This window comes from Bordetella petrii, assembly GCF_000067205.1.
GTDB classification, from domain to species: domain Bacteria; phylum Pseudomonadota; class Gammaproteobacteria; order Burkholderiales; family Burkholderiaceae_B; genus Bordetella_A; species Bordetella_A petrii.
Genome location: NC_010170.1, coordinates 4,588,824 through 4,615,240 on the forward strand (window position 1 = coordinate 4,588,824; position 26,417 = coordinate 4,615,240).

21 protein-coding genes and 1 tRNA gene are annotated in these 26,417 nt (G+C 63.8%); 17 read left to right on the top strand and 5 right to left on the bottom strand.

The genetic code is table 11. The features are described from left to right. Position 1: 1 nt before the first annotated feature. Positions 2-493, bottom strand: a complete 492-nt coding sequence (locus BPET_RS21980) for a MarR family winged helix-turn-helix transcriptional regulator (protein WP_012251162.1) — start codon at positions 491-493, stop codon at positions 2-4. Between the two features lie 138 nt (positions 494-631). On the opposite strand from BPET_RS21980, the gene BPET_RS21985 reads away from it, so the two are divergent. The 5 genes from BPET_RS21985 (at position 632) to BPET_RS22010 (ending at position 4,604) form a co-directional block, all read left to right on the top strand. Next, positions 632-1,897 (top strand): flavin-dependent oxidoreductase, encoded by a 1,266-nt coding sequence (locus BPET_RS21985; protein ID WP_012251163.1) that lies wholly within the window; start codon positions 632-634, stop codon positions 1,895-1,897. Then, positions 1,894-2,367, top strand: coding sequence for a DUF3237 domain-containing protein (locus BPET_RS21990; protein WP_012251164.1), 474 nt, complete (start codon positions 1,894-1,896; stop codon positions 2,365-2,367). Before BPET_RS21985 ends, BPET_RS21990 begins: the two co-directional genes overlap by 4 nt. A 74-nt stretch (positions 2,368-2,441) precedes the next feature. Further along, positions 2,442-2,639 carry a hypothetical protein gene (locus tag BPET_RS21995; RefSeq protein WP_012251165.1) on the top strand — a complete coding sequence of 66 codons (198 nt, stop codon included), beginning with the start codon at positions 2,442-2,444 and terminating at the stop codon, positions 2,637-2,639. Positions 2,640-2,666: 27 nt separating this feature from the next. Continuing rightward, positions 2,667-3,754, top strand: a protein-coding gene (locus BPET_RS22005; RefSeq protein WP_085970230.1) for an IS3 family transposase whose coding sequence is annotated in 2 segments (ribosomal slippage) — positions 2,667-2,919 and positions 2,919-3,754 — 1,089 coding nt in all. Because the reading frame shifts where the segments join, the coding sequence is not laid out codon by codon here. A 67-nt stretch (positions 3,755-3,821) separates the two neighbouring features. Then, on the top strand, positions 3,822-4,604 hold the full coding sequence (locus BPET_RS22010) for a Bug family tripartite tricarboxylate transporter substrate binding protein (RefSeq protein WP_231852632.1): 783 nt from the start codon (positions 3,822-3,824) through the stop codon (positions 4,602-4,604). 347 nt (positions 4,605-4,951) lie between these two features. Here BPET_RS22010 and htpG read toward each other — a convergent pair whose 3' ends face one another. Further along, positions 4,952-6,859, bottom strand: a complete 1,908-nt coding sequence (gene htpG, locus BPET_RS22015) for a molecular chaperone HtpG (protein ID WP_012251169.1) — start codon at positions 6,857-6,859, stop codon at positions 4,952-4,954. Positions 6,860-7,119: 260 nt separating this feature from the next. Here htpG and azu point away from each other — a divergent pair, with 260 nt between their 5' ends. The 9 genes from azu to BPET_RS22060 all read left to right on the top strand — a co-directional run bounded on the left by azu (position 7,120) and on the right by BPET_RS22060 (position 16,701). Next, the gene (gene azu, locus BPET_RS22020; RefSeq protein ID WP_012251170.1) at positions 7,120-7,569 is read left to right on the top strand and encodes an azurin; all 450 of its coding nucleotides are present in this window, start codon (positions 7,120-7,122) and stop codon (positions 7,567-7,569) included. Between the two features lie 143 nt (positions 7,570-7,712). Beyond that, entirely contained in the window at positions 7,713-9,968 is a 2,256-nt protein-coding gene (locus tag BPET_RS22025) for a NosR/NirI family protein (RefSeq protein ID WP_012251171.1), read from the top strand. A gap of 40 nt (positions 9,969-10,008) precedes the next feature. After that, positions 10,009-11,916, top strand: coding sequence for a TAT-dependent nitrous-oxide reductase (gene nosZ / locus BPET_RS22030; RefSeq protein WP_012251172.1), 1,908 nt, complete (start codon positions 10,009-10,011; stop codon positions 11,914-11,916). A 6-nt stretch (positions 11,917-11,922) separates the two neighbouring features. Continuing rightward, positions 11,923-13,215: a nitrous oxide reductase family maturation protein NosD gene (locus BPET_RS22035; protein WP_012251173.1), complete on the top strand. Its 1,293-nt coding sequence runs from the start codon at positions 11,923-11,925 to the stop codon at positions 13,213-13,215. Further along, positions 13,212-14,117, top strand: coding sequence for an ABC transporter ATP-binding protein (locus tag BPET_RS22040; RefSeq protein ID WP_012251174.1), 906 nt, complete (start codon positions 13,212-13,214; stop codon positions 14,115-14,117). Before BPET_RS22035 ends, BPET_RS22040 begins: the two co-directional genes overlap by 4 nt. Continuing rightward, positions 14,114-14,944 carry an ABC transporter permease gene (locus tag BPET_RS22045; RefSeq protein ID WP_012251175.1) on the top strand — a complete coding sequence of 277 codons (831 nt, stop codon included), beginning with the start codon at positions 14,114-14,116 and terminating at the stop codon, positions 14,942-14,944. Before BPET_RS22040 ends, BPET_RS22045 begins: the two co-directional genes overlap by 4 nt. Continuing rightward, entirely contained in the window at positions 14,941-15,489 is a 549-nt protein-coding gene (locus BPET_RS22050; protein WP_012251176.1) for a nitrous oxide reductase accessory protein NosL, read from the top strand. Before BPET_RS22045 ends, BPET_RS22050 begins: the two co-directional genes overlap by 4 nt. Before the next feature lie 16 nt (positions 15,490-15,505). Next, positions 15,506-16,555 (top strand): FAD:protein FMN transferase, encoded by a 1,050-nt coding sequence (locus tag BPET_RS22055; protein ID WP_012251177.1) that lies wholly within the window; start codon positions 15,506-15,508, stop codon positions 16,553-16,555. A 61-nt stretch (positions 16,556-16,616) separates the two neighbouring features. Further along, positions 16,617-16,701: transfer RNA gene (locus BPET_RS22060), tRNA-Leu, on the top strand. 719 nt (positions 16,702-17,420) lie between these two features. On the opposite strand, the gene BPET_RS22065 is transcribed toward BPET_RS22060, so the two are convergent. Beyond that, positions 17,421-18,508, bottom strand: a protein-coding gene (locus BPET_RS22065) for an IS3 family transposase (RefSeq protein WP_085970230.1) whose coding sequence is annotated in 2 segments (ribosomal slippage) — positions 17,421-18,256 and positions 18,256-18,508 — 1,089 coding nt in all. Because the reading frame shifts where the segments join, the coding sequence is not laid out codon by codon here. A 498-nt stretch (positions 18,509-19,006) separates the two neighbouring features. Here BPET_RS22065 and BPET_RS22075 point away from each other — a divergent pair. Further along, positions 19,007-19,966, top strand: a complete 960-nt coding sequence (locus tag BPET_RS22075) for a hypothetical protein (RefSeq protein ID WP_151208982.1) — start codon at positions 19,007-19,009, stop codon at positions 19,964-19,966. Positions 19,967-19,995: 29 nt separating this feature from the next. Here BPET_RS22075 and BPET_RS22080 read toward each other — a convergent pair whose 3' ends face one another. Both BPET_RS22080 and BPET_RS22085 read right to left on the bottom strand, forming a co-directional pair. Then, positions 19,996-23,025 carry an FAD-binding and (Fe-S)-binding domain-containing protein gene (locus BPET_RS22080; RefSeq protein WP_012251179.1) on the bottom strand — a complete coding sequence of 1,010 codons (3,030 nt, stop codon included), beginning with the start codon at positions 23,023-23,025 and terminating at the stop codon, positions 19,996-19,998. 11 nt (positions 23,026-23,036) lie between these two features. Then, a complete protein-coding gene (locus tag BPET_RS22085) occupies positions 23,037-23,813 on the bottom strand; it encodes a GntR family transcriptional regulator (protein WP_012251180.1) in 777 nt (258 codons plus the stop codon). A gap of 206 nt (positions 23,814-24,019) precedes the next feature. Between BPET_RS22085 and BPET_RS22090 the strand changes: the two genes are divergently transcribed. Then, on the top strand, positions 24,020-25,231 hold the full coding sequence (locus BPET_RS22090; RefSeq protein ID WP_012251181.1) for a pyridoxal-phosphate-dependent aminotransferase family protein: 1,212 nt from the start codon (positions 24,020-24,022) through the stop codon (positions 25,229-25,231). 151 nt (positions 25,232-25,382) lie between these two features. Next, positions 25,383-26,402 carry a Bug family tripartite tricarboxylate transporter substrate binding protein gene (locus BPET_RS22095; protein ID WP_012251182.1) on the top strand — a complete coding sequence of 340 codons (1,020 nt, stop codon included), beginning with the start codon at positions 25,383-25,385 and terminating at the stop codon, positions 26,400-26,402. The last annotated feature ends 15 nt before the right edge of the window (positions 26,403-26,417 follow it).

Genomic DNA, 26,417 nt, shown 5'->3' on the forward strand with positions numbered 1-26,417 from the left:
TTTATCCCAGCCGCCCCAACAGCGCCATCAGTTGTTCCCGCTCGGCCTTGTCCAGACCAGCGCTGATGCGCTGATCATGGGCCCGCACGGCCTGGGTGATCTCGGCGTGCGCACGCCGTCCGGCTGGGGTCAGCGCCAGCGAATAGGCGCGCTTGTCGGCCACGGCCTCTTGCCGGGTGACATAACCCATGGCGGCCAACTGGTCCACCAATTGCACGGCCCCCGAGCGGGCAATGCCCAGTATGCGCGCCAGGTCGGTCAGCTTCAGCCCGGTGTTTGCGGCGATCAGGGTCAGGGCGGAAAAACGCTGCGGCGTGATGTCCCAGGGCTCCAGCGCGGCCAGGAAGTCTTCGTAAATCAGAATCTGCGCCCGCCGGATGGCGTAGCCCACCAGCGAATCTAGCGCGCCGTAGTCAATGCCGGCAACGTGCGGATCGAAATGCTCGCCCCGGGCCAGGGGCCGGCGCGGGCGGAACGGAGAAGCAGGTGGCATGGCGACGGCCGATACAAAGGGACTACACACTACCCCAGACGGCGCCGGGACGCCACCTGCCTGGGGTTAGCCCCAAGTGCGGCGCGGCCGGCGGTTTTGTTATGGTACATAACAAATAAAAAATAGCCTGGAGAGACTATGGAAATCATCATCGCCGGTGCGGGCATCGGCGGGCTGACGCTCGCCTTGATGCTGCACCACCGCGGCATCGGCTGCCGCGTCTATGAAAGCGCGCAGACACTGCGGCCGCTGGGTGTGGGCATCAACCTGCTGCCGCATGCCGTCAACGAACTGGAACAATTGGGCTTGCAGAGCGCGTTGGCCGACCGGGCCATCCCCACGTCCGCCCTGCACTACTACAACAAGCACGGCCAACCCATCTGGCGCGAGCCGCGCGGCCTGCACGCCGGCTATCCGCTACCGCAGTTCTCCGTACATCGGGGCGAGTTCCAGATGCTGTTGGCGGACACTGTCCGGGCCCGGCTGGGGCCCGACGCCATCGTCACGGGCATGGCGCTCGAGGCTGCCGACCACGACGGCGCCGGCGCGCACGCCCATTTCCGCAGCCGCGCCGACGGCGCGCGGCATACCGTTGCGGGCGACGTGGTGGTGGGCGCAGATGGCATCCATTCGGCCCTGCGCCGCCAGCTGTACCCAACGGGCGACGAACCCCGGTTTTCGGGGCGCATGCTGTGGCGCGCCGTCACCGAAGCGCCACCCTACCTGGATGGCTGCACCATGTTCATGGCCGGCCACCAAGACCAGAAATTCGTCTGCTATCCGATTTCCGAACCCCTGCGGCGCCAGGGCAGGTCACTGATCAACTGGATCGCCGAGCTGGCCATTCCCGACGCCACCTTGCCGGCCACCGATTGGAATCGCAGCGTCGATAAATCCGTATTCGCCGACCGCTTTGCCGGCTGGCGCTGGGACTGGATCGACATCCCGGCCATCATCGACGGCGCACAGGCAATCTACGAGTTCCCGCTGGTCGACCGCGACCCTCTGCCGCGCTGGACCCGCGGCCGGCTGACCCTGCTGGGCGACGCCGCCCACCCCATGTACCCCATAGGCTCCAACGGCTCGGCACAGGCCATCCTGGACGCGCGCTGCCTGGCCGATTGGCTGGCACAAGCGCAGCAAGGGCAGGTGCGTACCCTGGAAACGGCCCTGCTCGAATACGAGGCCGAGCGGCTGCCCCGCACCGCCGGCATCGTGTTGCGCAATCGGCTCAACGGGCCAGAGCAAGTCATGCAAATGGCCGAAGAGCGAGCCCCGCAAGGGTTCGTCGATATCTCCGAAGTGATTTCCCACGATGAACTGCAGGCCGTCTCGCTGCGCTACAAGCAGTTGGCCGGCTTCGACCCCGCCGCCCTGCGCCGCGCCCCCGGAGCAAAGCCATGACCGAAATCCACCATCCCGCCCCGCCCCACCTGGAACACGTCTCGACGCTGCATGTGCAGGTCGGAGCGCCCCAGGAAATCGGCGACACGCCGTACGGGCGCCGACGCGTCATTCCCATATTGGGCGGACAGGCGCACGGCCCGCTAAGCGGCGTCATCTTGCCGGGCGGCGCTGATTTCCAGGCGATCCGCACAGCCACGTACACCGATATTCATGCCCGCTATGTCATAGAAACCGCCGCGGGCCACCGGGTGTATGTCGAGAACACCGGCATACGCACCGGCAGCGCCGATGATATCGCCCGGCTGGCGCGTGGCGAACCAGTAGACCCCGCGCGCATTTACTTCCGCAGCTATCCGCGCTTTGAAACCGCCGCGCCCGAACTCGCCTGGCTGAATGAACATTTGTTCGTTGGCACCGGCGCGCGGTTTCCCGACCGCGTCGAGCTGTGCTTCTACCGCGTTTGCTGATCATCCCGCAGCCTCACACTACCAAGCACAACCGCCGGCCATGCACCGGCGGGCCACACCCAAGGAGACCAACCATGCAACCTATCCTGCGCCGCCTGCTGGCGACCGTCCTGTTGTGCCTGCCCATGGCCGGCTTCGCGCAATATCCGGATGCGCCCATCCGGCTGAATGTAGGCTTCCCGCCGGGCACCGGCCCCGACATCGTCGCGCGCACGCTGTCGCAACAACTGGGCGAGGTAATCCCCCCGCAAAAGCGCTGCAGCCAGAAGTAGAATTTTCTCATTGAGGAGTTCTACAGCATGAAGAAGTCGCGATTCACGGATAGCCAGATCATCGAAGCGATTAAACGCGTCGAGGCGGGTCTGGCGGTGCCGGAGCTATGCCGGGATCTGGGCATCAGCTCGGCCACGTTCTACAAGTGGCGGTCGAAGTACGGCGGCATGGATGTATCGCTGATGGCGCGCATGAAGGAGCTCGAGGCTGAGAACGCGCGGTTGCGCAAGATGTATGTCGAGGAGAAGCTCAAAGCCGAGATCGTGACGGAGGCGCTCGAAAAAAAGTGGTGAGGCCATCTCGCCGCCGCGAGATGGCCCAACGTGCCGTGCAAGATCGCGGCGTATCGATCCGGATAGCTTGCGAAGCGTTCAGCATCAGCCAGACCTGCTATCGGTACGTCGCCAAGACTGACGCCGAGAACAAGGAAATCGCCGATTGGCTGCTACGTCTGACGGACAACCATCGCAATTGGGGCTTCGGGCTGTGCTTTCTGTACCTACGCAATGTCCGAGGTTTTGCCTGGAACCATAAGCGCGTGTACCGGATCTACCGCGAACTGGAGTTGAACCTACGGATCAAGCCGCGCAAACGGCTGGTTCGGCACACGCCTGAGCCACTGACCGTTCCGACACACGTGAACCAGGTATGGTCGATGGACTTCATGCATGACCAACTTGGCGATGGGCGCAGCATCCGCGTGTTGAACGTTATCGACGACTTCAATCGGGAGGCCCTGGGCATTGAGGTCGACTTTTCGCTACCGTCCGAGCGCGTGATCCGCACGCTCAAGCAGATTATCGGATGGCGGGGAAAGCCTTCGGCTATTCGCTGCGACAACGGCCCAGAATACCTGAGTGCAGCGATCGTCGAGTGGGCTGGCGCCTGGGATATTAAGCTTGAATACATCCAGCCAGGCAAGCCGCAGCAAAATGCCTATGTGGAGCGGTTCAACAGAACCGTACGCTACGAGTGGCTGTCCCAGTATCACTGGGACGACCTGGACCACGTTCAGCGCGCCGCTACTCAGTGGATGTGGTCCTACAATCACGAGCGCCCAAACATGGCTCTGGGCGGATTTACCCCGAAACAGCGGTTGGCCATGACCGTATAGCATTCCTACTTCTGGCAATCGCTATAAATGGGGGGATTACCGCGAGCGCCTGAAGCAAAGCGTGGTGGTGGAAAACCGCGCCGGTGCCGGCGGCCAGATCGCCGCGCAAGCCGTGGCCCGCAGCCCCGCCGACGGCTACACCCTGCTGCTGGGCGAAGTCGGGTCCATCAGCATCTCGCCCGCCACCTACAGCAACCTGAACTACGACCCCGCCAAAGACTTCGCGCCCATCTCCGAAGTGGTGCGCGCCGATTTCGTGCTGGTCGTGCCCGCCAGCTCTCCCTATAAAGACCTGGCCGCTTTCGTGGCCGCGGGCAAAGCCGCCGGTGACCGCGTGAACTTCGGCACGTTCGGCGCCGGCACGCCTGGGCACTTTGGCGCGGAGCTGTTCGCGCGCGAAGTCGGCATGAAAATCGAACCGGTGCACTATCGCTCCACCGGAGACGCCGTGTCAGCCCTGATTTCGGGCAGCGTGCAGGCCGCCTTTGTCACCACCGCCATGGCCGGTCCGCAAGTCAAGGGCGGCAAGATGCGCGCCCTGGCAATTACCGGCGCCCAGCCTTCGGCGGCGCTGCCGGGCGTACCCACGTTCAAGCAGGCCGGCTATGACAAGATCGATTTCGGCGCATGGTTCGCGCTATTCGCGCCCGCCGGCACCCCGGCCGCCGTGCTCGACCGCCTGCAAACCGAAAGCGCAGCCGCCCTGCACGCGCCCGAAGCCGAGCGCACGCTGGGCGACGCGGGGTTCACCCTGGTCGGCTCCAGCCGCCAAGACCTGCAACGGTTGCTCGATTCCGAAGCCCAACGCTGGGCAGCCATCGTCAAGGCCACGGGATTCAAGGCCGACTGAGCCTCACAGCCGGGGCCCGGGCTAAGACCCGCCCCGGCTCTAGCTCGAAACGTCCGGCACTGCCCGTCAGGTGTCTGGCCCCGCAGGTGCCAGACACTGAAGCAAGCGGCAAGCACGTCAAAAGCACAAAACCAGACACCCCCTTGTCAGGTGTCTGGCTCCGCAGGTGCCGGACACCGAAGCAAGCGGCAAGCACCTCAAAAGCACAAAACCAGACACCCCCTTGTCAGGTGTCTGGCTCCGTAGGTGCCGGACACCGAAGCAAGCGGCGAATGCCTCAACAGCACAGTGCCTGACACCCTTCGGCAGCCAGCCACCTGCACCACCGCCTGGTTCGCAGCGCCCCCTTATGCCTTCAACAGCAACGCATTCAAGCGCTTGACGAACGCCGCCGGGTCGGCGATTTGCGCGCCTTCGGCGAGCAGGGCCTGGTCCAGCAACAGCCGCGCCCATTGCTCGAACTCGGCGTCGTCGGCATCGCGCACGCGCGCGATCAAGGCGTGTTCGGGGTTGATTTCCAGCACCGGCTTCACGTCAGGCGCCTCTTGGCCGGCTGCTTTCAGCATGCGCAGCAAGTGCGGGCTGAGCTCGTTCTGGCCCACCACCACGCAAGCGGGCGAATCCACCAGGCGCAGCGTCACGCGAACTTCCTTCACCTGGTCTTCCAGTGCCTTCTGCAGACGCTCGACCAGCGGCTTGAAGCTCTCGGCCACTTCCGACTGGCGCTTCTTCTCGTCTTCGTCAGCCAGTTCGGCCAGGTCCAGGCCACCCTTGGCCACCGACACGAGCGACTTGCCGTCGAACTCGCGCAGATACGACAACATCCATTCGTCGACGCGATCCGAAAGCAGCAGCACTTCGATGCCTTTCTTGCGGAAAATCTCCAGGTGCGGGCTGTTGCTGGCGGCGGCGAAACTGTCGGCCGTAACGTAGTAGATCTTGTCCTGCCCTTCTTTCATGCGCGACACGTAGTCGGCAAACGACACCGTCTGCGCCGCATCGCCCGAATGGGTAGACGCGAAGCGCAGCAGCTTGGCAATACGCTCCAGGTTGCCGGCGTCTTCGCCCGTGCCTTCCTTCAGCACCTGGCCGAACTCGTTCCAGAACGCGGCGTAGTCTTCGGCCTTGTTCTCGGCCAGGTCTTCCAGCAGCGACAGCACCCGCTTGGCCGACCCTTCGCGTATGGCGCGCACGTCGCGGCTTTCCTGCAGAATCTCGCGCGACACGTTCAGGGGCAGGTCGGCCGAATCGATCACCCCGCGCACAAAGCGCAGGTACGACGGCAGCAGTTGTTCAGCGTCGTCCATAATGAACACGCGCTTCACATACAGCTTCACGCCGCGGCGGCCCTCGCGGTCCCACAGGTCGAAGGGCGCGTGCTTGGGCACATACAGCAGCTGCGTGTACTCGCTGCGCCCTTCCACGCGGTTGTGCGTCCAGGCCAGCGGTTCGTCGTAGTCGTGCGACACCGTCTTGTAGAACTCTTTGTACTGCTCGTCGGTAATGTCGCCCTTGCTGCGCGTCCACAGCGCGTTGGCCTGGTTGACTGTCTCCAGCTCATCGCGCCTGACCTGCTCGCCCTTGTCGGCATCCCATTCTTCCTTGGCCATGCGGATCGGCAGCGAGATATGGTCGGAATAGCGGCGCAGAATCTCGCGCAGCTTCCAGCCGTTGAGCAGTTCGTCCTGGTCTTCGCGCAGGTGCAGCGTGACGTCGGTGCCGCGCGACGGCTTGTCGGCGGCCACGATGGTGAACTCGCCCTGGCCGTCGGATTCCCAGCGAACGGCCTCGCCCGCCTCGGCGCCGGCCCGCCGGCTGGTCACGGTGACCTTGTCGGCAACGATGAACGACGAATAAAAGCCCACGCCGAACTGGCCGATCAACTGCGCATCTTTCTGCTTGTCGCCGGTCAGCTGGGAGAAGAACTCGCGCGTGCCCGACCGGGCAATCGTGCCCAGGTTGGCAATGGCCTCGTCGCGCGACAGGCCGATGCCGTTGTCTGAAATAGTAATGGTGCGGGCCGCCTTGTCATAATCGACCCGGATGGCCAGGTCGCTGTCGCCCCCGAACAGGTCCGGATGGTCGATCGCCTCGAAGCGCAGCTTGTCGCAGGCGTCGGACGCGTTGGACACCAGTTCGCGCAGGAAAATTTCCTTGTTGCTGTACAGCGAATGGATCATCAGGTGCAGCAGCTGCTTCACCTCGGCCTGAAAGCCCAGAGTCTCGGGGGTGGAGGACGTAGCGGGTTGATTCATATGGCGAATAAGTAGAAAAAACGGGACGGAACCTTGGCCGCAGCCACGGCACCGCCACAAAGTTATGGGAGCCCGGCAGTTATAGGGGCAGAGGCCGGGATTTTCAAGATCGGGGGCCGGCCGGCATTATCATGGGCTTCCGGTTTGTGCCATTGTCCAAGATCAAGGCTATCGCCCTCCCCCCTGGATAAACTGTTCCCTTGCGCGACACGCCGCCGGCACCGGCCGACTCGGCGGTCGCCCTGTTACTGGAGATCCTCATGCTGGTCAAAGCCACTCTCGCCGTTCTGCTTTCCGCCGCCAGCCTGCCCGTGCTGGCAGCGCAGTGCGAGACCACCGTCGAAAGCAACGACGCCATGCAGTTCAACACCAAAGAAATCGTCGTTGACGCAAGCTGCAAGCAATTCACCGTGCACCTGAAACACGTAGGCAAAATGGCCAAGGCTGCCATGGGCCACAACTGGGTGCTCACCAAGCAGGCCGACATGCAGCCCGTGGCCACCGACGGCATGACGGCCGGCCTGCCCAACAACTACGTCAAGGCCGACGACGCCCGCGTCATCGCGCACACCAAGCTCATCGGCGGCGGCGAATCCGACTCCGTCACGTTCGACACCTCCAAGCTGGCCGCCGGCGAACAGTACGCATTCTTCTGCTCGTTCCCCGGCCACTGGGCCATCATGAAGGGCACGCTCAAGCTCGGCAGCTAAGCCCTTGCCGCTGTCGTTTTTCTGCCATCAGGCGCCCCGAAACGGGCGCTTTTTTATGTTCGGAAGCCTGTCTTGACGTAAGACAACGCGTATCCCGGCACGCCTGCTTAGCATGAGATGTAAACAAGTTAAAGAGTTTTCGCATGCCAGGGCTCGCTGTTCCCGTAGGTCTTCTCCGAATTTTTCGGGCTCTTTTCTATCTTTGTCTTACCTGTGCGGCCATCCTGGCGGCCCCAGCCCAGGCCCAGCGCCTGGAGCACTTCCTCTCCGCCTTCCCGCCAGCTGAACTCTTCCCCGGCGCCGACCGCCTGGGCCCGCCCGAAGGCAAGCCGCTGGCGGCCCGCGCCTACGCAGGCAACACGCCCCTGGGCTATGTCTACCTGACCACCGACGTCGTCAATACCCGCGGCTATTCCAGCAAGCCCATCGACGTCATCGTCGGCCTGGCCGACACCGGCCGCATCGCCAGCGCCCGGCTGGTCGAGCACCACGAACCCATCGTGCTTATCGGCATCCCGCAGTCCAAGGTCGATGCCTTCATCCAGGGCTACGTGGGCCTGAATTTCATCGAGTCGCCGCCCCGCCATGGCGCCCCGCCGCCCGTCGACATCATCAGCGGCGCCACCGTCACGCTAATGGTCATCGGCGACAGCATCACCCGGTCGGCCATCGCCGTCGCGCGCGGCCATGGCATCGGCGGGCCTGCCCCGGCCACTGGCGCCACGGCGGCCGCCACCTCGGCGCCGCCGGCCCGCCAGGTCGACCTCACCCTGGGTCCCGTGCAGTCGTGGCAAACCTTGCTCGACAACGGCGCCGTGCGGCGTCTGCACCTGTCGGTGGCCGACGTAAACCAGGCTTTCGCTCAAACAGGCCGCGCCGATGCCGCCGCCCGCCCCGAAACCTCCGACCCCACCGACACCTTCATCGACCTGTACGCCGCGCTGGTCAGCGTGCCCACCATCGGCCGCAGCCTGCTGGGCGACACCGTCTGGCAGCACCTGGCTGGCCGCCTGCAGCCCGGCCAGCAGGCCCTGCTGGTGGCCGGCAACGGCGCCTATTCGTTCAAGGGCTCGGGCTACGTGCGCGGCGGCATCTTCGACCGCGTCGAAATCATCCAGCAAGACGGCAGCTTCCGCTTCCGCGACCGCAACCACCAGCGCCTGGCCGACGTGGCCGCGCCTGGCGCGCCATCATTCGCCGAAGTGGCGCTGTTCGTGGTGCCCGACGACGCCGCGTTCGAACCCACCGCCCCCTGGCGGCTGCAACTCATGGTGCAGCGCGTGCTCAGCGTGCAAGACAAGGCCTTCGTCACCTTCGACCTGCCTTACGACTTGCCGCAGGCCTATACACAACCCGTACCGGGCGCAGCCGCCACGTCGTCCGCCCCTGCCGCCGCAGCGGCCGGCGACGAACTGCCCGCGGCTGACGACGCGCCATCCGCGCTCTGGAAGCAGATCTGGCACGCCAAGCAAGGCCAGGTAGCCATACTGGCCATCGGCCTGGCCGTGCTGGTAGGCATTTTCTTCTTCCAAGACCAACTGGCCCGCCGCCCCATCCTGTACGACCGCATGCGCCTGGCGTTCCTGGCCTTCGCGCTGTTCTGGATCGGCTGGTATGCCCAGGCGCAGCTGTCGGTGGTCAACGTGCTCACCTTCACCACGGCGCTGCGCACCGAATTCCGCTGGGACGCCTTCCTGATGGACCCGCTGGTGTTCATCATGTGGTGCGCCACGGCCATTTCCATGGTGTTCTGGAACCGCGGCGCATTCTGCGGCTGGCTGTGCCCCTTCGGCGCCCTGCAAGAACTGTCCAACCGCCTGGCCAAGCGCCTGGGGCTCAAGCAGGTAACGGTGCCGCACGGCGTCAACACGCGGCTGGCAACGCTCAAGTACGTCATTTTCCTGCTGCTGTTCGGCGTCTCGCTATACGACCTGGCGGTCGCCGAACGCCTGTCCGAAATCGAGCCCTTCAAGACCAGCATCATCCTGCGCTTCGTGCGCGACTGGCCCTTCGTCGTCTTCGCCGTGGCCTTGCTGGTGGCGGGCTTGTTCATCGAGCGCTTCTTCTGCCGCTACCTGTGCCCGCTGGGCGCCGCCCTGGCCATTCCCGCGCGGCTGCGCATATTCAACTGGCTGCGCCGCTACCACGAATGCGGCAACCCCTGCCAGCGCTGCAACGTCGAATGCCCGGTACAGGCCATCGAGCCCACCGGCGGCATCAACCCCAACGAGTGCATTCAGTGCCTGCACTGCCAGATGCTTTACCACCACGAAGGCAAATGCCCTCACCTGATCCAGAAAAAGGCCAAGCGCGAGCGCCGTCGCGCTCCGCCCCAGGAAGCCGTGCTGCAACGCATGCCCAACCCCCGGGCCGACGCAGCGCCCTCTTCCAACCCCTGATCCAACGGCACCCTATGCCATCCCAACCAAGGAGTTAGCCATGTCCGATCAAAAACCCGACCGAGCCGGACTCAGCCGCCGGGGCTTCCTGGGCACCGCCGCATTGTCCGGTGCCGCGGGTCTCGTAGGCGGTGCGCACCTGACCGGCGCGCATGCCAAAGACGCCAAAGCCGATGGCCAGTCCGGCCACATCGCCCCAGGCGAGCTCGACGAATACTACGCCTTCAACTCGGGAGGCCAGTCAGGCGAAGTTCGCGTGCTGGGCCTGCCGTCCATGCGCGAGCTGATGCGCATTCCGGTGTTCAACCACTGCAGCGCCACTGGCTGGGGCGTTACCAACGAAAGCCGCAAAATCCTTACCGAAGGGCTTACTCCCCAGACCCGCGAGTTCCTGAAAGACAAGGGCGGCGTGTACCTGAACGGCGACGCGCACCACCCCCACATGTCGTTCACCGACCGCACCTACGACGGCCGCTACATTTTCATCAACGACAAGGCCAACGACCGCGTCGCGCGCATCCGCTGCGACGTGATGAAAACCGACAAAATCATCGAAATCCCGAACGCATCGGGCATTCACGGCCTGCGCCCGCAGCGTTATCCTCGCACGGGCTATGTATTCGCCAACGGCGAACACATCGTTCCCCTGCCCAACGACGGCACGGTCACCGACGACCCCAAGAAAAACTTCTTCGCCATCTACTCCGCCATCGACGGCGACACCATGAAAGTCGCCTGGCAGGTCATGGTCGACGGCAACCTCGACAACGGCGACGCCGACTACCAGGGCAAGTACTCGTTCGCCACCTGCTACAACTCGGAAAAAGGCCTCTCGGTTGAAGAAGCCTCGGCCAACGAGCAAGACTGGGTGGTGGTGTTCAACATCAAGCGCATCGAAGAAGCCGTCAAGTCGGGCGACTTCAAGATGATGAACGGCGTGCCAGTGGTCGATGGCCGCCACGGCTCCAAGTACACGCGCTACATCCCGGTGCCCAATTCGCCGCACGGCTGCAACGCCGCGCCCGACGGCATTCACGTGGTGCTCAACGGCAAGCTGTCGCCCACCGTTACCGTACTCGACGTGCGCAAGCTCGACGACCTGTTCGACGGAAAAATCAAAGAGCGCGATTGCGTCGTGGCCGAGCCCCAGCTGGGCCTGGGCCCGCTGCATACCGCCTTCGACGGCCGCGGCAACGCCTACACCACGCTGTTCATCGACAGCCAGATGGTCAAGTGGAACATCGACAAGGCCCGTCGCGCCTACCTGGGCGAAAAAGTCGATCCCATCATCCAGAAGCTCGACGTGCACTACCAACCCGGCCACAACCACAGCACCATGGGCGAAACCCGTGAAGCCGATGGCAAGTGGCTGGTGTCGCTGAACAAGTTCTCGAAAGACCGCTTCCTGAACGTCGGCCCGCTCAAGCCTGAAAACGACCAGCTGATCGACATTTCCGGCGACGAAATGAAGCTGGTGCACGACGGCCCCAGCTTCGCCGAGCCGCACGACATGCTGCTGGTGCACCGTTCCAAGGTGAACCCGCTCAGCGTCTGGAAGCGCGACGACCCCATGTGGGAAGACGCCCGCCAAATGGCCAAGAAAGACGGCGTGGTGCTCGAAGACGCAGCCAAGGTGGTACGCGACGGCAACAAGGTGCGCGTATACATGATTGCGGTCGCGCCCATGTTCAGCGTCAAGCAGTTCGAGGTCAACCAGGGCGACGAAGTTACCGTGGTCGTCACCAACATGGAAGTCATCGAAGACCTTACCCACGGCTTCACGCTCGAAAGCCACGGCATCGCCATGGAAATCGGGCCGCAGGCCACGTCGTCGGTCACCTTCAAGGCGGATCGCCCGGGCGTTTACTGGTACTACTGCCAGTGGTTCTGCCATGCCTTGCACATGGAAATGTCCGGCCAGATGATCGTGCGGCCCAAGAAGGCCTAGGTTCGCATGCACGATGCGCCATCTGCGTCACATCGCGGCGCGGCCATTGCCGCGCTGCTGGCCGGGCTAGCCCTGGCCGGCAGCGCGGCGGCGGCCGTCGTCGCGGTACCGGCGGGGGCCAACCTGCAGCGGGCAGTGGCCGCGGCCGCCGCGGGCGACGTCCTGCAACTGGCGCCCGGCGAATACCGGGGTAACCTGGTCATCGACAAACCTCTTACCTTGCAGGGCCCGCCCGACCGCTCCGCCATCATCATGGGCGAACGGCAGGGCCGCACCATCTGGGTGCAGGCGGCCAACGTCTCGTTGCGCCAACTTAGCATCCGCCATTCCGGCCTTAGCCTGCCCGACATGGATGCGGGCGTTTTTCTCGACCGCGGCGCACACCATGCGCTGGTCGAGCAAAACGACATTCTCGACAACCTCATGGGTGTGTACGTATGGGGCCCCGAGGCCGCGACGGTGCGCGCCAACCGCATCGTCGGCAATACCGAACTGCGCGTGGCTGAACGCGGCAATGGCGTATCTGTGTGGAACAGCCCGGGAACCCAGGTGGTGGACAACGACATCTCGGCCGGCCGCGACGGCATTTTCTCGAACACCAGCAAGCACAACCTGTTCCGCGGCAACCGCTTCCGCCAACTGCGCTACGCCGTGCACTACATGTATACCAACGACAGCGAAGTCAGCGACAACATCTCTGAAGACAACGACATCGGCTACGCCATCATGTATTCGCACCGCCTGGTGGTGCGCAACAACGTGGCCGTACGCAGCCGCGACCAGGGGCTGATGTTCAACTACGCCAACGACACCGTCATCGCCGGCAACGCAGTGCAGGGCGGGTCAAAGTGCGTGTTCCTGTACAACGCCAACAACAACCGCTTCGAATTCAACCATTTCCAAGACTGCGAAATCGGCATCCATTTCACGGCCGGGTCCGACGGCAACGCTATATCTGGCAACGCCTTCATCCACAACCAGAACCAGGTCAAATACGTGGGCACGCGCGTCATCGAATGGTCGCGCGACGGCCGCGGCAACTACTGGAGCGACAACACCGCCTTCGACCTGGACGGCAACGGCATCGCCGATACCGCCTACCGACCCAACGGCATCGTCGACCAAATCCTCTGGCGCGCGCCCGCGGCGCGCATTCTGTTGAACAGTCCGGCGGTATCCATCGTGCGCTGGGCGCAATCGCAGTTTCCGGCCCTGCTGCCGGGCGGCGTCATCGACAGCGCGCCCCTGATGCGTCCGCCCAGCCTGCCCGCCGCGGCCGGCATGGAGTCCCGCCCATGACTACGCCCCAAGTCGTCCTGGCAGGCGCCAGCAAGCATTACGGCCAGCACCGGGCGTTAGACCGCGTCGACCTTGAACTGCGTGCGGGCGAATGCGTGGCCCTGGCCGGCCACAATGGCGCAGGCAAAAGCACCCTTATCAAACTGGTGCTGGGCCTGATCCGCCCCACCCACGGCCGTGTGCAGTTGCTGGGGCACGACGCCGCCAGCCGCCAGGCCGCCCGCCTGCGCCACGACATCGGTTACCTGCCCGAAACCGTGGCCCTGCATCCCGCCATGACGGGCGCCGAAACCCTGGATTTCTACGCGCGCCTGAAACGCCAGCCCCTGGCGCGCAACGCCGCGCTACTTGAGCGCGTCGGCATCGCCGACGCCGCGCACCGTCGCGTGGGCGGCTATTCCAAAGGCATGCGGCAGCGGCTGGCGCTGGCGCAGGCCCTGCTGGGCCGGCCGCGCATCCTGCTGCTCGACGAACCCACCACCGGCCTGGATCCGGCCTCGCGCCTGATGTTCTACGACCTGGTGCGCGAGCTGCGCGACGCCGGCGCCACCGTGCTGGTCAGCACGCATGCCCTGGCCGAGATCGCCGGACACGTCGACCGCGTCATCGTCATGACGCACGGCCACAAAATTGCCGACGGCACGCTCAACCAATTGCGCCAGGCCATAGGCGTGCCCTTGCGCATCGTGCTGACGCTGGCGCAGCCCGCGCCTGCCGATGCTCTGCCCCAGCCGTGGCAGCAGGTGGGCCCCGCCCGCTTCGAGCGGGCCTGCGTCGAAACCAGCAAGGTCGAGGCCATTCGCGGCCTTCGCGCCATCGACCTGCCCATCGCCGACATCGACATCCACACCCCCGGCCTGGACGAAATCTACGCCCACCTGCTCGAACGGAAAGCCCCATGAACGCCGTCCTGACCATCACCGGCAAAGAAATCCGCGATGGCCTGCGCAACCGCTGGGTACTGGCCACCGCCCTGCTGCTGGCCGGCCTGGCCCTGTCGCTGGGCTTGCTGGGCAGCTCGCCCACCGGCGCCGTCAAGGTCGATCCGCTGACCGTTACCGTGGTCAGCCTGTCCAGCCTGTCGATCTTCCTGGTGCCGCTAATTGCCATGTTGCTGGCCTACGATGCCATCGTCGGCGAAATCGACCGTGGCACGCTGGCTTTGCTGCTTAGCTACCCCGTATCGCGCTGGCAGGTCATCGTCGGCAAGTTCATCGGCCACCTGGCCATACTGGCGCTGGCCACCACGGCGGGCTACGGCTTCGCCGGCCTGGCGCTGCAATGGCTGCATGGCGGCGCCGACGCGGCCGCCTGGCGCCCCTTCGCCCTGCTTATCGCAGCCAGCGTGCTGCTGGGCGCCAGCTTCCTGGCCATGGGCTACCTGATCAGCACGCTGGTGCGCGAACGCGCCACCGCCGCCGGCATCGCCATCGCCGTGTGGCTGTTCTTTGTCGTCATCTACGACATGGCCCTGCTGGGCCTGCTGGCCGCCGACCAGGGCCGCACCGTCACGCCCGCCGTGCTCGACACCCTGTTGCTGCTGAACCCGTCCGACATCTATCGGCTGATGAACCTGACCGGCTTCGAGAACATCTCGATGTACGCCGGCATGGCCGGCGTCGGCAGCCAGGCCAGCCTGGGCTTTGCCACGCTGGCCGTGGCCCAGCTGCTGTGGATTGCCATTCCCTTCCTGCTGGCGGCGGCCTGCTTCCAACGGAAATCGCTATGAGCCCCCTGCGTCTTTACCACCGCGCCGCGCGGCTGGCCGCCGCGATGCTGCTCGTGGGCCTGGCGGCCTGCGGCGGCGACGAACGCCAGGCTGCCGCGCCTCCGAGTCCGCAAGCCATTACCACCGAAGCCGTCGGCCACTACTGCGGCATGGCCCTCGACGAACACACCGGCCCCAAGGGCCAGATCTTTCTTGAAGGCCAGGACACGCCTGTGTGGTTCTCGGCCATTAAGCAAGTATTCGCCTACACCGTGCTGCCCGAAGAACCCAAGTCCATCCGCGCCATCTACGTCAACGACATGGCGGGCGCCGAACGCGGGCAAGGGCCGGACCCGGCCGCCTGGATCGATGCGCGCCAGGCCTACTACGTCATCGAAAGCCGGTACATCGGCGGCATGGGCGCCGAAGACGCCATGCCATTCGGCCAGCGCGCCCAGGCCGAAGCCTTCGCCCAGACCCACGGCGGCCGCGTCGCGGCCTTCCAAGAAGTGCCCGAAAGCTACATCTTCTCGCAAGGCGCGCCCGCTGCTGCGCCTACTAACTGATCGTCCAGACACCACCATGCCTACGCCCCTGCGCACCCGCCGCCGCTTTCTTGGCATTACCGCCGCCGCATCCGCCCTGGCCCTGGCGCCGGGCGCGCTGCGCCTGGCCCACGCCACCGCCACCGCCCAGCCGGCGCACGGTATCGAGCCCCTGCATTGGCGCGGCGTGGCCCTGGGCGCCGACGCCGAACTGCGCCTGTACCACCCCAACCCCGCCGCGGCCCAACGCCTGCTGCAACAAGCCCTGGCCGAAATCCAGCGCCTGGAAAGCATCTTCAGCCTGTATCGCGACGACAGCGCCCTGGCCACCCTGAACCGCCAGGGCCATCTGAACGAACCGCCCGCCGATCTGCTGCGCCTGCTGGCCGAAAGCATCCACTACGGTCAGCTAACCGGCGGCGCCTTCGACTCCAGCGTGCAACCCCTGTGGAAGTTGTACGCCGAGCATTTCTCGCGTCCTGATGCCGACCCGGCCGGCCCTACCCGCGCATCGCTGCAAGCCGCGTTGGCGCGCGTCGACTACCGGGCCATCCAGGCCGAACCCGGCCGCATCGTGCTGCAGCGCCCTGGCATGGCGCTAACGCTGAATGGCATAGCCCAGGGCTACATCACCGACCGCATCACCGAACTGCTGCGTGCGGGCGGCCTGGACCGCGCCCTGGTAGACCTGGGCGAAATCCGGGGCCTGGATAGTCACCCGGCTACGAACACCCCGCCCTGGCGCGTCGGCCTGGCCCGCCCCCAGGCGCCCGATCAGGTCTACACCACCGTGGAAATCCGCAGCCAGGCCCTGGCCACGTCCGGCGGCTACGGCACGCCACTGGACCCGGCCGGCCGCCACACCCACCTGTTCGACCCCCGCACCGGCGCTGCCCAGCCGCGCTACCGCAGCGTATCGGTGCTGGCCCCCACCGCCACCATGGCCGACGCCCTGTCCACGGCCTTCTCGAACATGGCGCTGGGCGACACGGCGGGTGTGGTGAAGCAACTAGGGCTGCAAGCCTGGTTCGTGCTGGCCGATGGCAGTGTTACCGAACAGGGCGAGCCGGCATCTGCGCAAACCTGAAAGTCCGCTTATAATTGCCAGCTTTCCTCCAGCCAACCCTTTGGGGTTGCGCGCCCCCCGTGCCCGGGTGGTGAAATTGGTAGACGCAGGGGACTCAAAATCCCCCGCCGCAAGGCGTGCCGGTTCGATTCCGGCCCCGGGCACCACTCAACAATCCCTAGTATTTACAACCCTCCAGCGCGATTTTTAGTCTTTCCCTAGCACTAGGGAATTTTCCAAAGTTCTGAGCGCCGTGTGGCCGCTATACAGTGGGGAAGCGCGCGTGTGCGTTCGGCACTTGTGCATGGCTGTTGTTAAGGCCGATCCGGCAGTTGCCACCTATTGCATCACTCAAGAAACAGCTTGAAGCTGCTGTCGATAACGCACGACACGGGCGCTTATCATCTGGCAGAGGGTTGAAGCTCTCCGATACTTGCATGTCGGCGCACAATCCTACTTCCATTTCAAACAACCCCCATATCCACCCCGTATTCCAACCTTTGTCACATATCTGTAACAACTACGCTGTACCCAACCTCACGCGTAGAACGCAGAAAGACGACCATGTTGATTGTTGGAATCGCGCTCGGCTTGGCCTTGCTAGTCTTGGTGGTATGGTCGCTGGCCAGGGCATATGAACGCCAGGCTAGGGAAGAACACTACTAAAACCGCCCCTCAGGCAACCAGATTGCCCCACACCCGTTGCCACATCCCTGTGGCGCAACAAAGCGTCCCATGACCCTAACCCCGAATTAGTCCGGATCAGAAGTGGAGATTTCCGGCTCATTCGGGTTAGCGATTTGGCCATCAGCCAAGCACTGGCGCGCATATTCGGCAGGTGTCTGGGTAATCCCCCCATTTATAGCGATTGCCAGAAGTAGGAATGCTATACGGTCATGGCCAACCGCTGTTTCGGGGTAAATCCGCCCAGAGCCATGTTTGGGCGCTCGTGATTGTAGGACCACATCCACTGAGTAGCGGCGCGCTGAACGTGGTCCAGGTCGTCCCAGTGATACTGGGACAGCCACTCGTAGCGTACGGTTCTGTTGAACCGCTCCACATAGGCATTTTGCTGCGGCTTGCCTGGCTGGATGTATTCAAGCTTAATATCCCAGGCGCCAGCCCACTCGACGATCGCTGCACTCAGGTATTCTGGGCCGTTGTCGCAGCGAATAGCCGAAGGCTTTCCCCGCCATCCGATAATCTGCTTGAGCGTGCGGATCACGCGCTCGGACGGTAGCGAAAAGTCGACCTCAATGCCCAGGGCCTCCCGATTGAAGTCGTCGATAACGTTCAACACGCGGATGCTGCGCCCATCGCCAAGTTGGTCATGCATGAAGTCCATCGACCATACCTGGTTCACGTGTGTCGGAACGGTCAGTGGCTCAGGCGTGTGCCGAACCAGCCGTTTGCGCGGCTTGATCCGTAGGTTCAACTCCAGTTCGCGGTAGATCCGGTACACGCGCTTATGGTTCCAGGCAAAACCTCGGACATTGCGTAGGTACAGAAAGCACAGCCCGAAGCCCCAATTGCGATGGTTGTCCGTCAGACGTAGCAGCCAATCGGCGATTTCCTTGTTCTCGGCGTCAGTCTTGGCGACGTACCGATAGCAGGTCTGGCTGATGCTGAACGCTTCGCAAGCTATCCGGATCGATACGCCGCGATCTTGCACGGCACGTTGGGCCATCTCGCGGCGGCGAGATGGCCTCACCACTTTTTTTCGAGCGCCTCCGTCACGATCTCGGCTTTGAGCTTCTCCTCGACATACATCTTGCGCAACCGCGCGTTCTCAGCCTCGAGCTCCTTCATGCGCGCCATCAGCGATACATCCATGCCGCCGTACTTCGACCGCCACTTGTAGAACGTGGCCGAGCTGATGCCCAGATCCCGGCATAGCTCCGGCACCGCCAGACCCGCCTCGACGCGTTTAATCGCTTCGATGATCTGGCTATCCGTGAATCGCGACTTCTTCATGCTGTAGAACTCCTCAATGAGAAAATTCTACTTCTGGCTGCAGCGCTTTTGCGGGGGGATTACCATTCCACCCCGGGCACCATCCTTGAAATTCTTCACCCAAATCCAACGAATAGAAGAATGAACTCGACAACCCCGTGACGGGAAGATAGTCGAAGATCACCCTCAGGCGATCCATCTGCTGACTTCGCCAGCCAACGGGCTCGAAGCGACAGCCAGCGTTGAAAATGTCGATTCGTCGAGTAAATCGGCAATTTCGTCGAATAACGCATTCAGCGATCAGCCTCCCATGCTAGGCTCAGCGACATTCGTGCCGTCACGAAGCAGCCGATCGTACTCTTTTGCTGGACGCAAAACACGACCGGTGCCTACGGTCGGGGCGGATGTCGGTCGGATCGCTCAGTGTGTCGGTCGATCGCATTACACCGGTACCGGTGACAAACAGAACGACATGTCTTGAGCTGACTTCTCAATGAAGACAGAAGAGGAGATCGTAAAGTGTTGTCATACAACCAAGCCGTTGAACAGGACGGGCGCGCGCCACTGTTTTCCCCACCTCGCAATCGTCTGGTCCTGGCACTATGTGCGCTTGCCGTCGGCGTTCTGGTCGCCGGTTTCTGGAATTTTCATCTGGTCGATGGATTTGGCCGGGAGATCGTTGCGGGCCAGACCATCGGAGACACGGAAAGCCTGGCCGGTTCCTATGGTGAACGCGGCGCGGCTTTCGGTTTTGTCTTCGCAATTATTGCTGGCCTGGCCGCGACTTTCACGGCGTGCAATTGCGTTGTATTCGCCATGCTTCCAGGCCTGGCTTGCGCGACGGAGAAGGTCGGGTCGCCCCGGCGGCTCGCCATCAAGGCAATCGGCATTTTCTCGCTTTTCGTCTTGCTGGTTTGCTTCATTTACGGAATGTATGTGGGCTCGATGGGACCGGAGGGCGTGGACGCCTTCAACACCCGGGAAACCCGCCTGTTTCAGGCGCAGGTGACATTCACGCTGCTCGGCATTGTTCTGCTCTTGTGGGGTGCGATTTCGTTTGGATTTCTGGACGGGATGCTACGCCGCCTGCCGCCCAGGTTGCTGGGCCTGGCCGCCTCACCACTGGCCAAGGCCGGCTTCATGGGAGTTCTGGTGGGACTGTTCGCCATTGGGCGGCCGTTTCCAGTGTTCAGGAATTTTCTGACCTATGCGGCCGCCTCGGAGAGCCCGCTGTATGGAGGCGCGGTGATGGTCTTGCAGGGGGTCGGACAGATTCTGGTGATGGTTGTGCTGTTCCTGGTGCTGATCGTGCCGTTTTCCAAGCGGCTGACGGACTGGTCGGCGCGGCACCCTGGCAGGCTGGAACAATTCAGCTCGGCCATGTTGATTGCCGGCGGAGCCTACTTTGTCTTCTATTGGGGCATTGCCTTCGCCTTTAATGTCGGCAACTGGGGCTTCAAGCTGCACTGGTACAGCTAGTTTGACAGCGCCAAGGGTAGCCGCCCCCCCTACCCTTGGCTTAACGCCCTCTCCAACACACACGCCACATGCTCCGCCCGCAAGCCCCCTTCCGCGCGGGTCCCGTCGGCAATCTGGTGGCGACAACTAGTACCGTCCGCCACTAATAACGTATCCGCACCAGCCTTGCGTACCGCAGGCAGCAACGCCAACTCGGCCATCTTCACGGACGTGTCGTAATGCGCGGCTTCGTAGCCGAAGCTGCCGGCCATGCCGCAGCAGCTCGACTCGATCAGTTCCACTTTCAGGTCCGGTATCAACGCCAGTATCTGTTGAACAGGCTTCACGGCGTCAAAGGCTTTCTGGTGGCAGTGGCCATGCAGCAAGGCGTGCTTTTCGGGCAGCGGCTTCAGCTTAAGGTCGAGCCGGCCGGCCTTGAGTTCCTTTGCCAGGAACTCTTCGAACAAATACGCATGGCGGGACAGCAGTTCAGCGTCTTCGCCCATGCCCATGACCAGGAATTCGTCACGCATCGTAAACAGGCACGAGGGCTCCAGCCCGACAATGGGCACGCCCCGCGCGACGAATGGCCGCAGGGCTGCCACCACGCGGCGCGCTTCCGCCTTGGCCTGATCGACCATGCCGGCGGCCAGATAGGTGCGGCCGCAGCACAGCGGGCGGGCGGACTCGGCGTCGCCCTTCGCGGGCCGCGCGACGTGCACTTTGTACCCGGCCGCCTGCAGCACGTTCAGGGCGGCGCGAGCGTTGTCCGCCTCGAAGTAGTTGTTGAAGGTGTCGGCGAACAGTACGACGTTGGCGGTCTCGGCATCGGCAGTAGCAGCGTGGCGGGTGAAGACGTCGCTGCGCCATTTGGGCAGGGATCGCCGCGCGGAGAATCCCAGCAGGCGTTCGGATAGCCAGGCGCCGCCCGGCAGTGTGTCGCGCAGGTTGAACAGGAATGGCAGGCGGCCAGCCCAGGGCGCCCAGCGCGGCAAGGTGGCGATGATGCGGTCTTTCAGCGCCAGCCCACGCTTTTGCCGCCATTGGTTCAGGAACTCGATTTTCATGCGCGCCATGTCGATGCCGGTGGGGCAGTCGCGCTTGCAGCCTTTACAGCTGACGCACAAATCCATGGTGGCGCGCATTTCGTCTGATACAAGGGCGTCGGGACCCAGTTGGCCCGACAGGGCCAGGCGCAAGGTGTTGGCGCGACCGCGCGTCAGGTGCTGTTCGTCGCGCGTGACGCGATAGCTGGGGCACATGGTGCCGGCGTCGAACTTGCGGCAGTGGCCGTTGTTGTTGCACATTTCCGCCGCCTTGGCCAGGCCCTGGGCGGGGTCGCCGCCACTGCCGGGCGCGCTGACCGATTCGGTGGCGGGGTCGTTGTTCACATTCCAGGCGGACCAATCCAGCGCGGGCGTGAGGGGAATGGTGCGATAGCCCGGCTTGAAGCGAAACAGCGATCGATCGTCCATTTTGCTGCTGCGCACGATCTTGCCCGGGTTCATCAGCCGGTCGGGGTCGAACGCGTCTTTGATGGCTTCGAATGCGCGTACGAGCCTGGGGCCGAACTGCCAGGCTACCCATTCGCTGCGCACCAGGCCGTCGCCGTGCTCGCCGGAGAAGGCGCCTTTGTAGCGCCGCACCAGCGCGCCGGCTTCTTCGGCGATGGCGCGCATTTTCTCGGCGCCATCCCGACGCATGTCCAGTATGGGCCTGACATGCAGGGTTCCCACCGAGGCATGGGCGTACCAGGTGCCTTTGGTGCCATGCCGGGCGAATACTTCGGTCAGCTGGCTGGTGTATTCGGCCAGGTGCTCCAGCGGCACGGCGCAGTCTTCAATAAACGATACGGGCTTGCCATCGCCGCGCATGCTCATCATGATGTTCAGCCCCGACTTGCGCACGTCCCACAGGGCTTTCTGGGCGGCGGGGTCGGGCATTTCCACGACCGAGCCGGGCAGCCCGAGGTCGCCCATCAGTTCTACCAGCTTGGCCAGGCTGGCCAGTTGCTCGGCCTGGGATTCGCCGGCGAACTCAACCAGCAGTATGGCTTCGGGTTCGCCAATAAGGGCGTTGTCGATAATGGGGCGAAAGGCGGGGTTGCTGCGGGCCAGGTCGATCATGGTGCGGTCGACCAGCTCGACCGCGCAGGGGCCCAGTTCCACGATGTGGCGGGCCGAATCCATGGCCTGATAGAACGTGGGGAAGTTCACCACGCCCAGCGCCTTGGCGGCGGGCAAGGGCGACAGCTTGAGCGTGATGCCGCGGGTGTAGGCCAGCGTGCCTTCGCTGCCTACCAGCATATGCGCCAGGTTGACCTGGCCGTCGGCCGTATACGGGCGCGGGCTTTGCGGGTGGTAAATGTCGAGGTTATAACCGCCCACGCGGCGCATGACGGCGGGCACCATGCGTTCGATTTCGTCGCGCTCTTGGGCGGCGATTTCGGCAAGCGTGCTCATGATGGCGCGCACGCGGGGCGGCGCGTTACCCATGAGACGGGTTTCGGCGAAGGTGGCGGCGGTGCCGTCCAGCAGCAAGGCATCGATGCTGAGCACGTTGTGCACCATGTTGCCGTAGGCAATCGAGCGCGAGCCACAGGAGTTGTTGCCGGCCATGCCGCCCAGCGTGCATTGCGCCGCCGTGCTGACATCCACGGGAAACCATACCCCATGCGGCTTGAGCCAGGCGTTGAGGTGATCGAGCACGATGCCGGGCTCGACCGTGACGGTCATGGCGTCACGGTCGAAATCGAGCACGCGGTTCAGGTATTTGCTGTTGTCGATGACCAGGGCCGCGCCCACGGTCTGGCCGCATTGCGAGGTGCCGGCGCCGCGCGCCAGCACCGGCACAGACAGCTCGCGGCACAGGCTTAGCGCGGCCGCGACGTCATCGCTCGACCGGGGAACCAGCACGCCCACGGGCTCGACCTGGTAGATGGAAGCGTCGGTCGAGTAGCGCCCCCGCGCACCCCGGTCGAACAGCACTTCGCCTTGTGTGCTGGCTCGCAGACGGGTGGCCAGTTCGAGATTCAGCGGGTTCAGTTCGGCATGCGTGGACGAAGGCAGGGGCGCGTTCATGGGCAGGTCGGCTAAGAGTTGTCGGGATCTGCCGCGGGGTCGAAAGTGTCGGCGCCATCAGGGGCGCCCGCGACAAGCTTCAGGTGTTCCAGCACGGCTTCGCCTTTGCGGCGCAGGTGCTGCCGCAGTATTTGCGCCAGCCGGGGGCCATCGCGCGAGGCCAGCGCCTCGGCCATTTCCAGGTGCTCTTGCATGGCCTTGTCCCATTTCTCGGTGTTGAGGTTGGAACGGAAGCGCAGGTTCTGCAAACGCAGGTTGATGTTCTGGTAGACGTGCGACAGCAGGTGATTCTGGCCCGCGGCGTTGATGCGGTCGTGAATGGCGCGGTTGACGTGGTAGTAGGAAGAAAGGTTGCGCCGTGCGTGGCACGCCTGCATTTCGAATGTCAGGGCCTTGATTTCGGCGATTTCCTGGTCGGTGATGCGCTGGCAGGCCAGCTCGCCGGACAGGGCCTCCAGGGCGCCCATGACTTCGAAGCTTTCGCGGATGTCTTTTTCAGACAGAGCCACCACGTGCGCGCCGCGGTTGGGCTGCATGCGAACCAGGCCGTCGGCCGACAGCAGCCGGAAGGCTTCGCGCAATGGTGTGCGCGACACCTGCAACCGGTCGCACAGGGCGCGTTCGTTCAGGCGTGTGCCCGGCGCCAGCTCGCCCTCGATGATCATTTCGCGCAGGCGGTCGGCAATGGTGGCGGGCAACGTGCGCCGATCGACGGCCTCGGACGAAACGGGCGGGGGTTCCGGCAGCGCGGATGGGGTGTTAGGCAGGCTCACGGAGTTGTTTTTCATTTGTATACAAACAAGGCAATGACGTGGGTATGCGGCCGCGCTGTACGCCACGCCAGGCCGATCAGGGAAATCACGCCGATTTTACCGTTCCCGACCCTAAATAAATGCTGTGCCGCCGCATAGATTCCGCTTGCACGGCGACGCGCTTGATGCTTATTCTTCACCAGGATTGGTATTTTGTATACCAAATTATCAGGAGCCCTTTTATGCTGCCGCTGCATTCGCACCCGTCCGGCCGTCATTTCCTGCAGATTCCGGGCCCCACCAACGTGCCCGACCGTGTGCTGCGCGCCATTGACCACCCCACCATCGACCATCGCGGGCCGGAGTTCGGCGAGCTGGGCAAAGCCGTGTTGGCGGGCATGAAGAAGATCTTCCAGACCGAAGCCGATGTGATCATCTACCCGGCCTCGGGCACCGGCGCCTGGGAAGCGGCGCTGGTCAACACGATGTCGCCGGGCAATAAGGTGCTGATGGCGGAAACCGGCCACTTCGCCACGCTGTGGAAGCGCATGGCCGAAAGGCTGGGGCTGCAGGTGGAATTCCAGGCGGGCGACTGGCGCCATGGCGCGGACCCGGAACAGATCCGCAAGCGCCTGGCGGCGGACGACGGACGCGAGATCAAGGCGGTGTGCGTGGTGCATAACGAGACTGCCACCGGCGTTATCAGCGATGTGGCGGCGGTGCGCAAAGCCATCGACGCCGCCGGGCATCCGGCCCTGCTGATGGTGGATACGATCTCGTCGCTGGGTTCAATTGATTACCGGCACGACGAATGGGGCGCGGACGTCACCGTGGCGGGCTCGCAGAAAGGCATGATGCTGCCGCCCGGCCTGTCGTTCAACGCCGTCAGCGCCAAGGCGCTGGAGGCATCAAAGACCGCGGCGCTGCCGCGTTCGTACTGGGACTGGAAAGAGATGCTGGCGATCAATCCGCGCGGCTATTTTCCTTATACCCCGGCCACCAACCTGCTCTATGGCCTGTACGAGGCTCTCGAAATGCTGTTGGGCGAGGGCCTGGAAAATGTGTTCGCGCGGCACCGGCGGCATGGCGAAGCCACCCGCCGCGCCGTGCGCGCATGGGGGCTGGAGATTCTGTGCCAGAAGCCCGAAGAATACAGCCCGGCGCTGACCGCGGTGCTGATGCCTGAAGGCCACAGCGCGGACGCCTTCCGCAAGACGGTGCTGACGCACTACGACATGTCGCTGGGGCAAGGGCTGAGCAAACTGGCGGACAAGGTGTTCCGCATTGGCCACCTGGGCGATTTCAACGACCTGACGTTGTGCGGCACCTTGTCGGGCGTAGAAATGGGCTTGAAGCAGGCCGGCGTGCCGCACAACGCCGGCGGCGTACAGGCAGCGCTGGATTATCTGGCGCAAACCAGCCGGCCTCGGCCGGATCAGGCCCAGGCCCGTTGATACGGGCCCGGCAGGCGGCCGATGAAGCAGCAAGGTGGATGAAGTCCGTAGCAGGGGGAACAAGAACAGGACTCGCCGACAGGCAGGAAGGCTCGAAGATCAACGTACCGGCATCGGACGTTCCCGTGGCACCAACCCGGAGGAGACACACATGAAGCACCTGACGCAAAGACTGTCGAAAAAAACCTATCTGATCGCACCGCTGGCCGCGCTGGCCGGCATGGCCAGCCTGCCCGCGCAAGCGTGGGAACCTACCCGCCCGGTCGAGATCATCGTGCCCGCAGGCGCTGGCGGGGCATCTGACCAGATGGCGCGCACGCTGCAGAGCATTATCCTGAAGCACAAGCTGATGAAGCAGTCGACCCTGGTGCTGAACAAGGGCGGTGCCAGCGGGGCCGAAGGTATCATGGACACCAAGGGTTCGCCCGGCAACCCGCACAAGCTGATGGTGGCCTTCTCGGCCATTTACACCTTGCCCATTGCTGTCAGCCTACCCTTCAACTGGCGCGACCTGAACCCCGTTGCCATGATCGCGCAAGATGAGTTCCTGCTGTGGACCAACGCTGAAGCGCCGTACAAGACGGCGGCCGACTACCTGAAGGCGGTAAAGGCCGCGCCGGCCGGCCAGTTCAAGATGGGCGGCACGGGCGCCAAACGGGAAGACCAGATCATTACCGTGGCGCTTGAAAAAGCAGCCGGGGTGAAGTTCACGTATGTGCCCTACAAGAGCGGCGGCGAAGCGGCCACGCAACTGGTGGGCAAGCATACCGATTCCAACGTGAACAACCCCAGCGAGAACGTCGCGCAGTGGCGCGCCGGGCAGGTCAATGCCCTGTGCGTGTTCTCGGACGAGCGCATGACCTACACGGCCAAGGTCACCAAAGACCAGTCGTGGGCCGACATCCCTACCTGCAAGGAAGCGGGCTATGACGTGCAGTACCAGATGCTGCGCGCATTCTTCCTGCCGCCCGAAACCACGGCCGAACAGGCCGCCTATTACGCCGACTTGCTGAAGAAGATCAGCGATACGCAAGAATGGAAAGACTACCTGGCCAAGCAGGCGCTCAAGGGTGACTACCGCACCGGCCAGGATTTCGTGAAGTTCCTGGAGCAGGATGAAGCGAAGCACAAGACGCTGATGGAAGAAGCCGGCCTGGCCGCCAAGAAATAAGCTGGAGGACTCGGG

Bases quoted from the DNA above. Each gene is read 5' to 3' on its own strand.
- azu (WP_012251170.1), top strand. From the start codon at position 7,120: ATGCTGGTCAAAGCCACTCTCGCCGTTCTGCTTTCCGCCGCCAGCCTG.
- BPET_RS22085 (WP_012251180.1), bottom strand. From the start codon at position 23,813: ATGAAAAACAACTCCGTGAGCCTGCCTAACACCCCATCCGCGCTGCCG.
- htpG (WP_012251169.1), bottom strand. From the start codon at position 6,859: ATGAATCAACCCGCTACGTCCTCCACCCCCGAGACTCTGGGCTTTCAG.
- BPET_RS21980 (WP_012251162.1), bottom strand. From the start codon at position 493: ATGCCACCTGCTTCTCCGTTCCGCCCGCGCCGGCCCCTGGCCCGGGGC.
- BPET_RS22045 (WP_012251175.1), top strand. From the start codon at position 14,114: ATGAACGCCGTCCTGACCATCACCGGCAAAGAAATCCGCGATGGCCTG.
- BPET_RS21985 (WP_012251163.1), top strand. From the start codon at position 632: ATGGAAATCATCATCGCCGGTGCGGGCATCGGCGGGCTGACGCTCGCC.
- BPET_RS22035 (WP_012251173.1), top strand. From the start codon at position 11,923: ATGCACGATGCGCCATCTGCGTCACATCGCGGCGCGGCCATTGCCGCG.
- BPET_RS21990 (WP_012251164.1), top strand. From the start codon at position 1,894: ATGACCGAAATCCACCATCCCGCCCCGCCCCACCTGGAACACGTCTCG.
- BPET_RS22090 (WP_012251181.1), top strand. From the start codon at position 24,020: ATGCTGCCGCTGCATTCGCACCCGTCCGGCCGTCATTTCCTGCAGATT.
- BPET_RS22050 (WP_012251176.1), top strand. From the start codon at position 14,941: ATGAGCCCCCTGCGTCTTTACCACCGCGCCGCGCGGCTGGCCGCCGCG.
- BPET_RS22025 (WP_012251171.1), top strand. From the start codon at position 7,713: ATGCCAGGGCTCGCTGTTCCCGTAGGTCTTCTCCGAATTTTTCGGGCT.
- BPET_RS22040 (WP_012251174.1), top strand. From the start codon at position 13,212: ATGACTACGCCCCAAGTCGTCCTGGCAGGCGCCAGCAAGCATTACGGC.
- BPET_RS22080 (WP_012251179.1), bottom strand. From the start codon at position 23,025: ATGAACGCGCCCCTGCCTTCGTCCACGCATGCCGAACTGAACCCGCTG.
- BPET_RS21995 (WP_012251165.1), top strand. From the start codon at position 2,442: ATGCAACCTATCCTGCGCCGCCTGCTGGCGACCGTCCTGTTGTGCCTG.
- BPET_RS22095 (WP_012251182.1), top strand. From the start codon at position 25,383: ATGAAGCACCTGACGCAAAGACTGTCGAAAAAAACCTATCTGATCGCA.
- nosZ (WP_012251172.1), top strand. From the start codon at position 10,009: ATGTCCGATCAAAAACCCGACCGAGCCGGACTCAGCCGCCGGGGCTTC.
- BPET_RS22055 (WP_012251177.1), top strand. From the start codon at position 15,506: ATGCCTACGCCCCTGCGCACCCGCCGCCGCTTTCTTGGCATTACCGCC.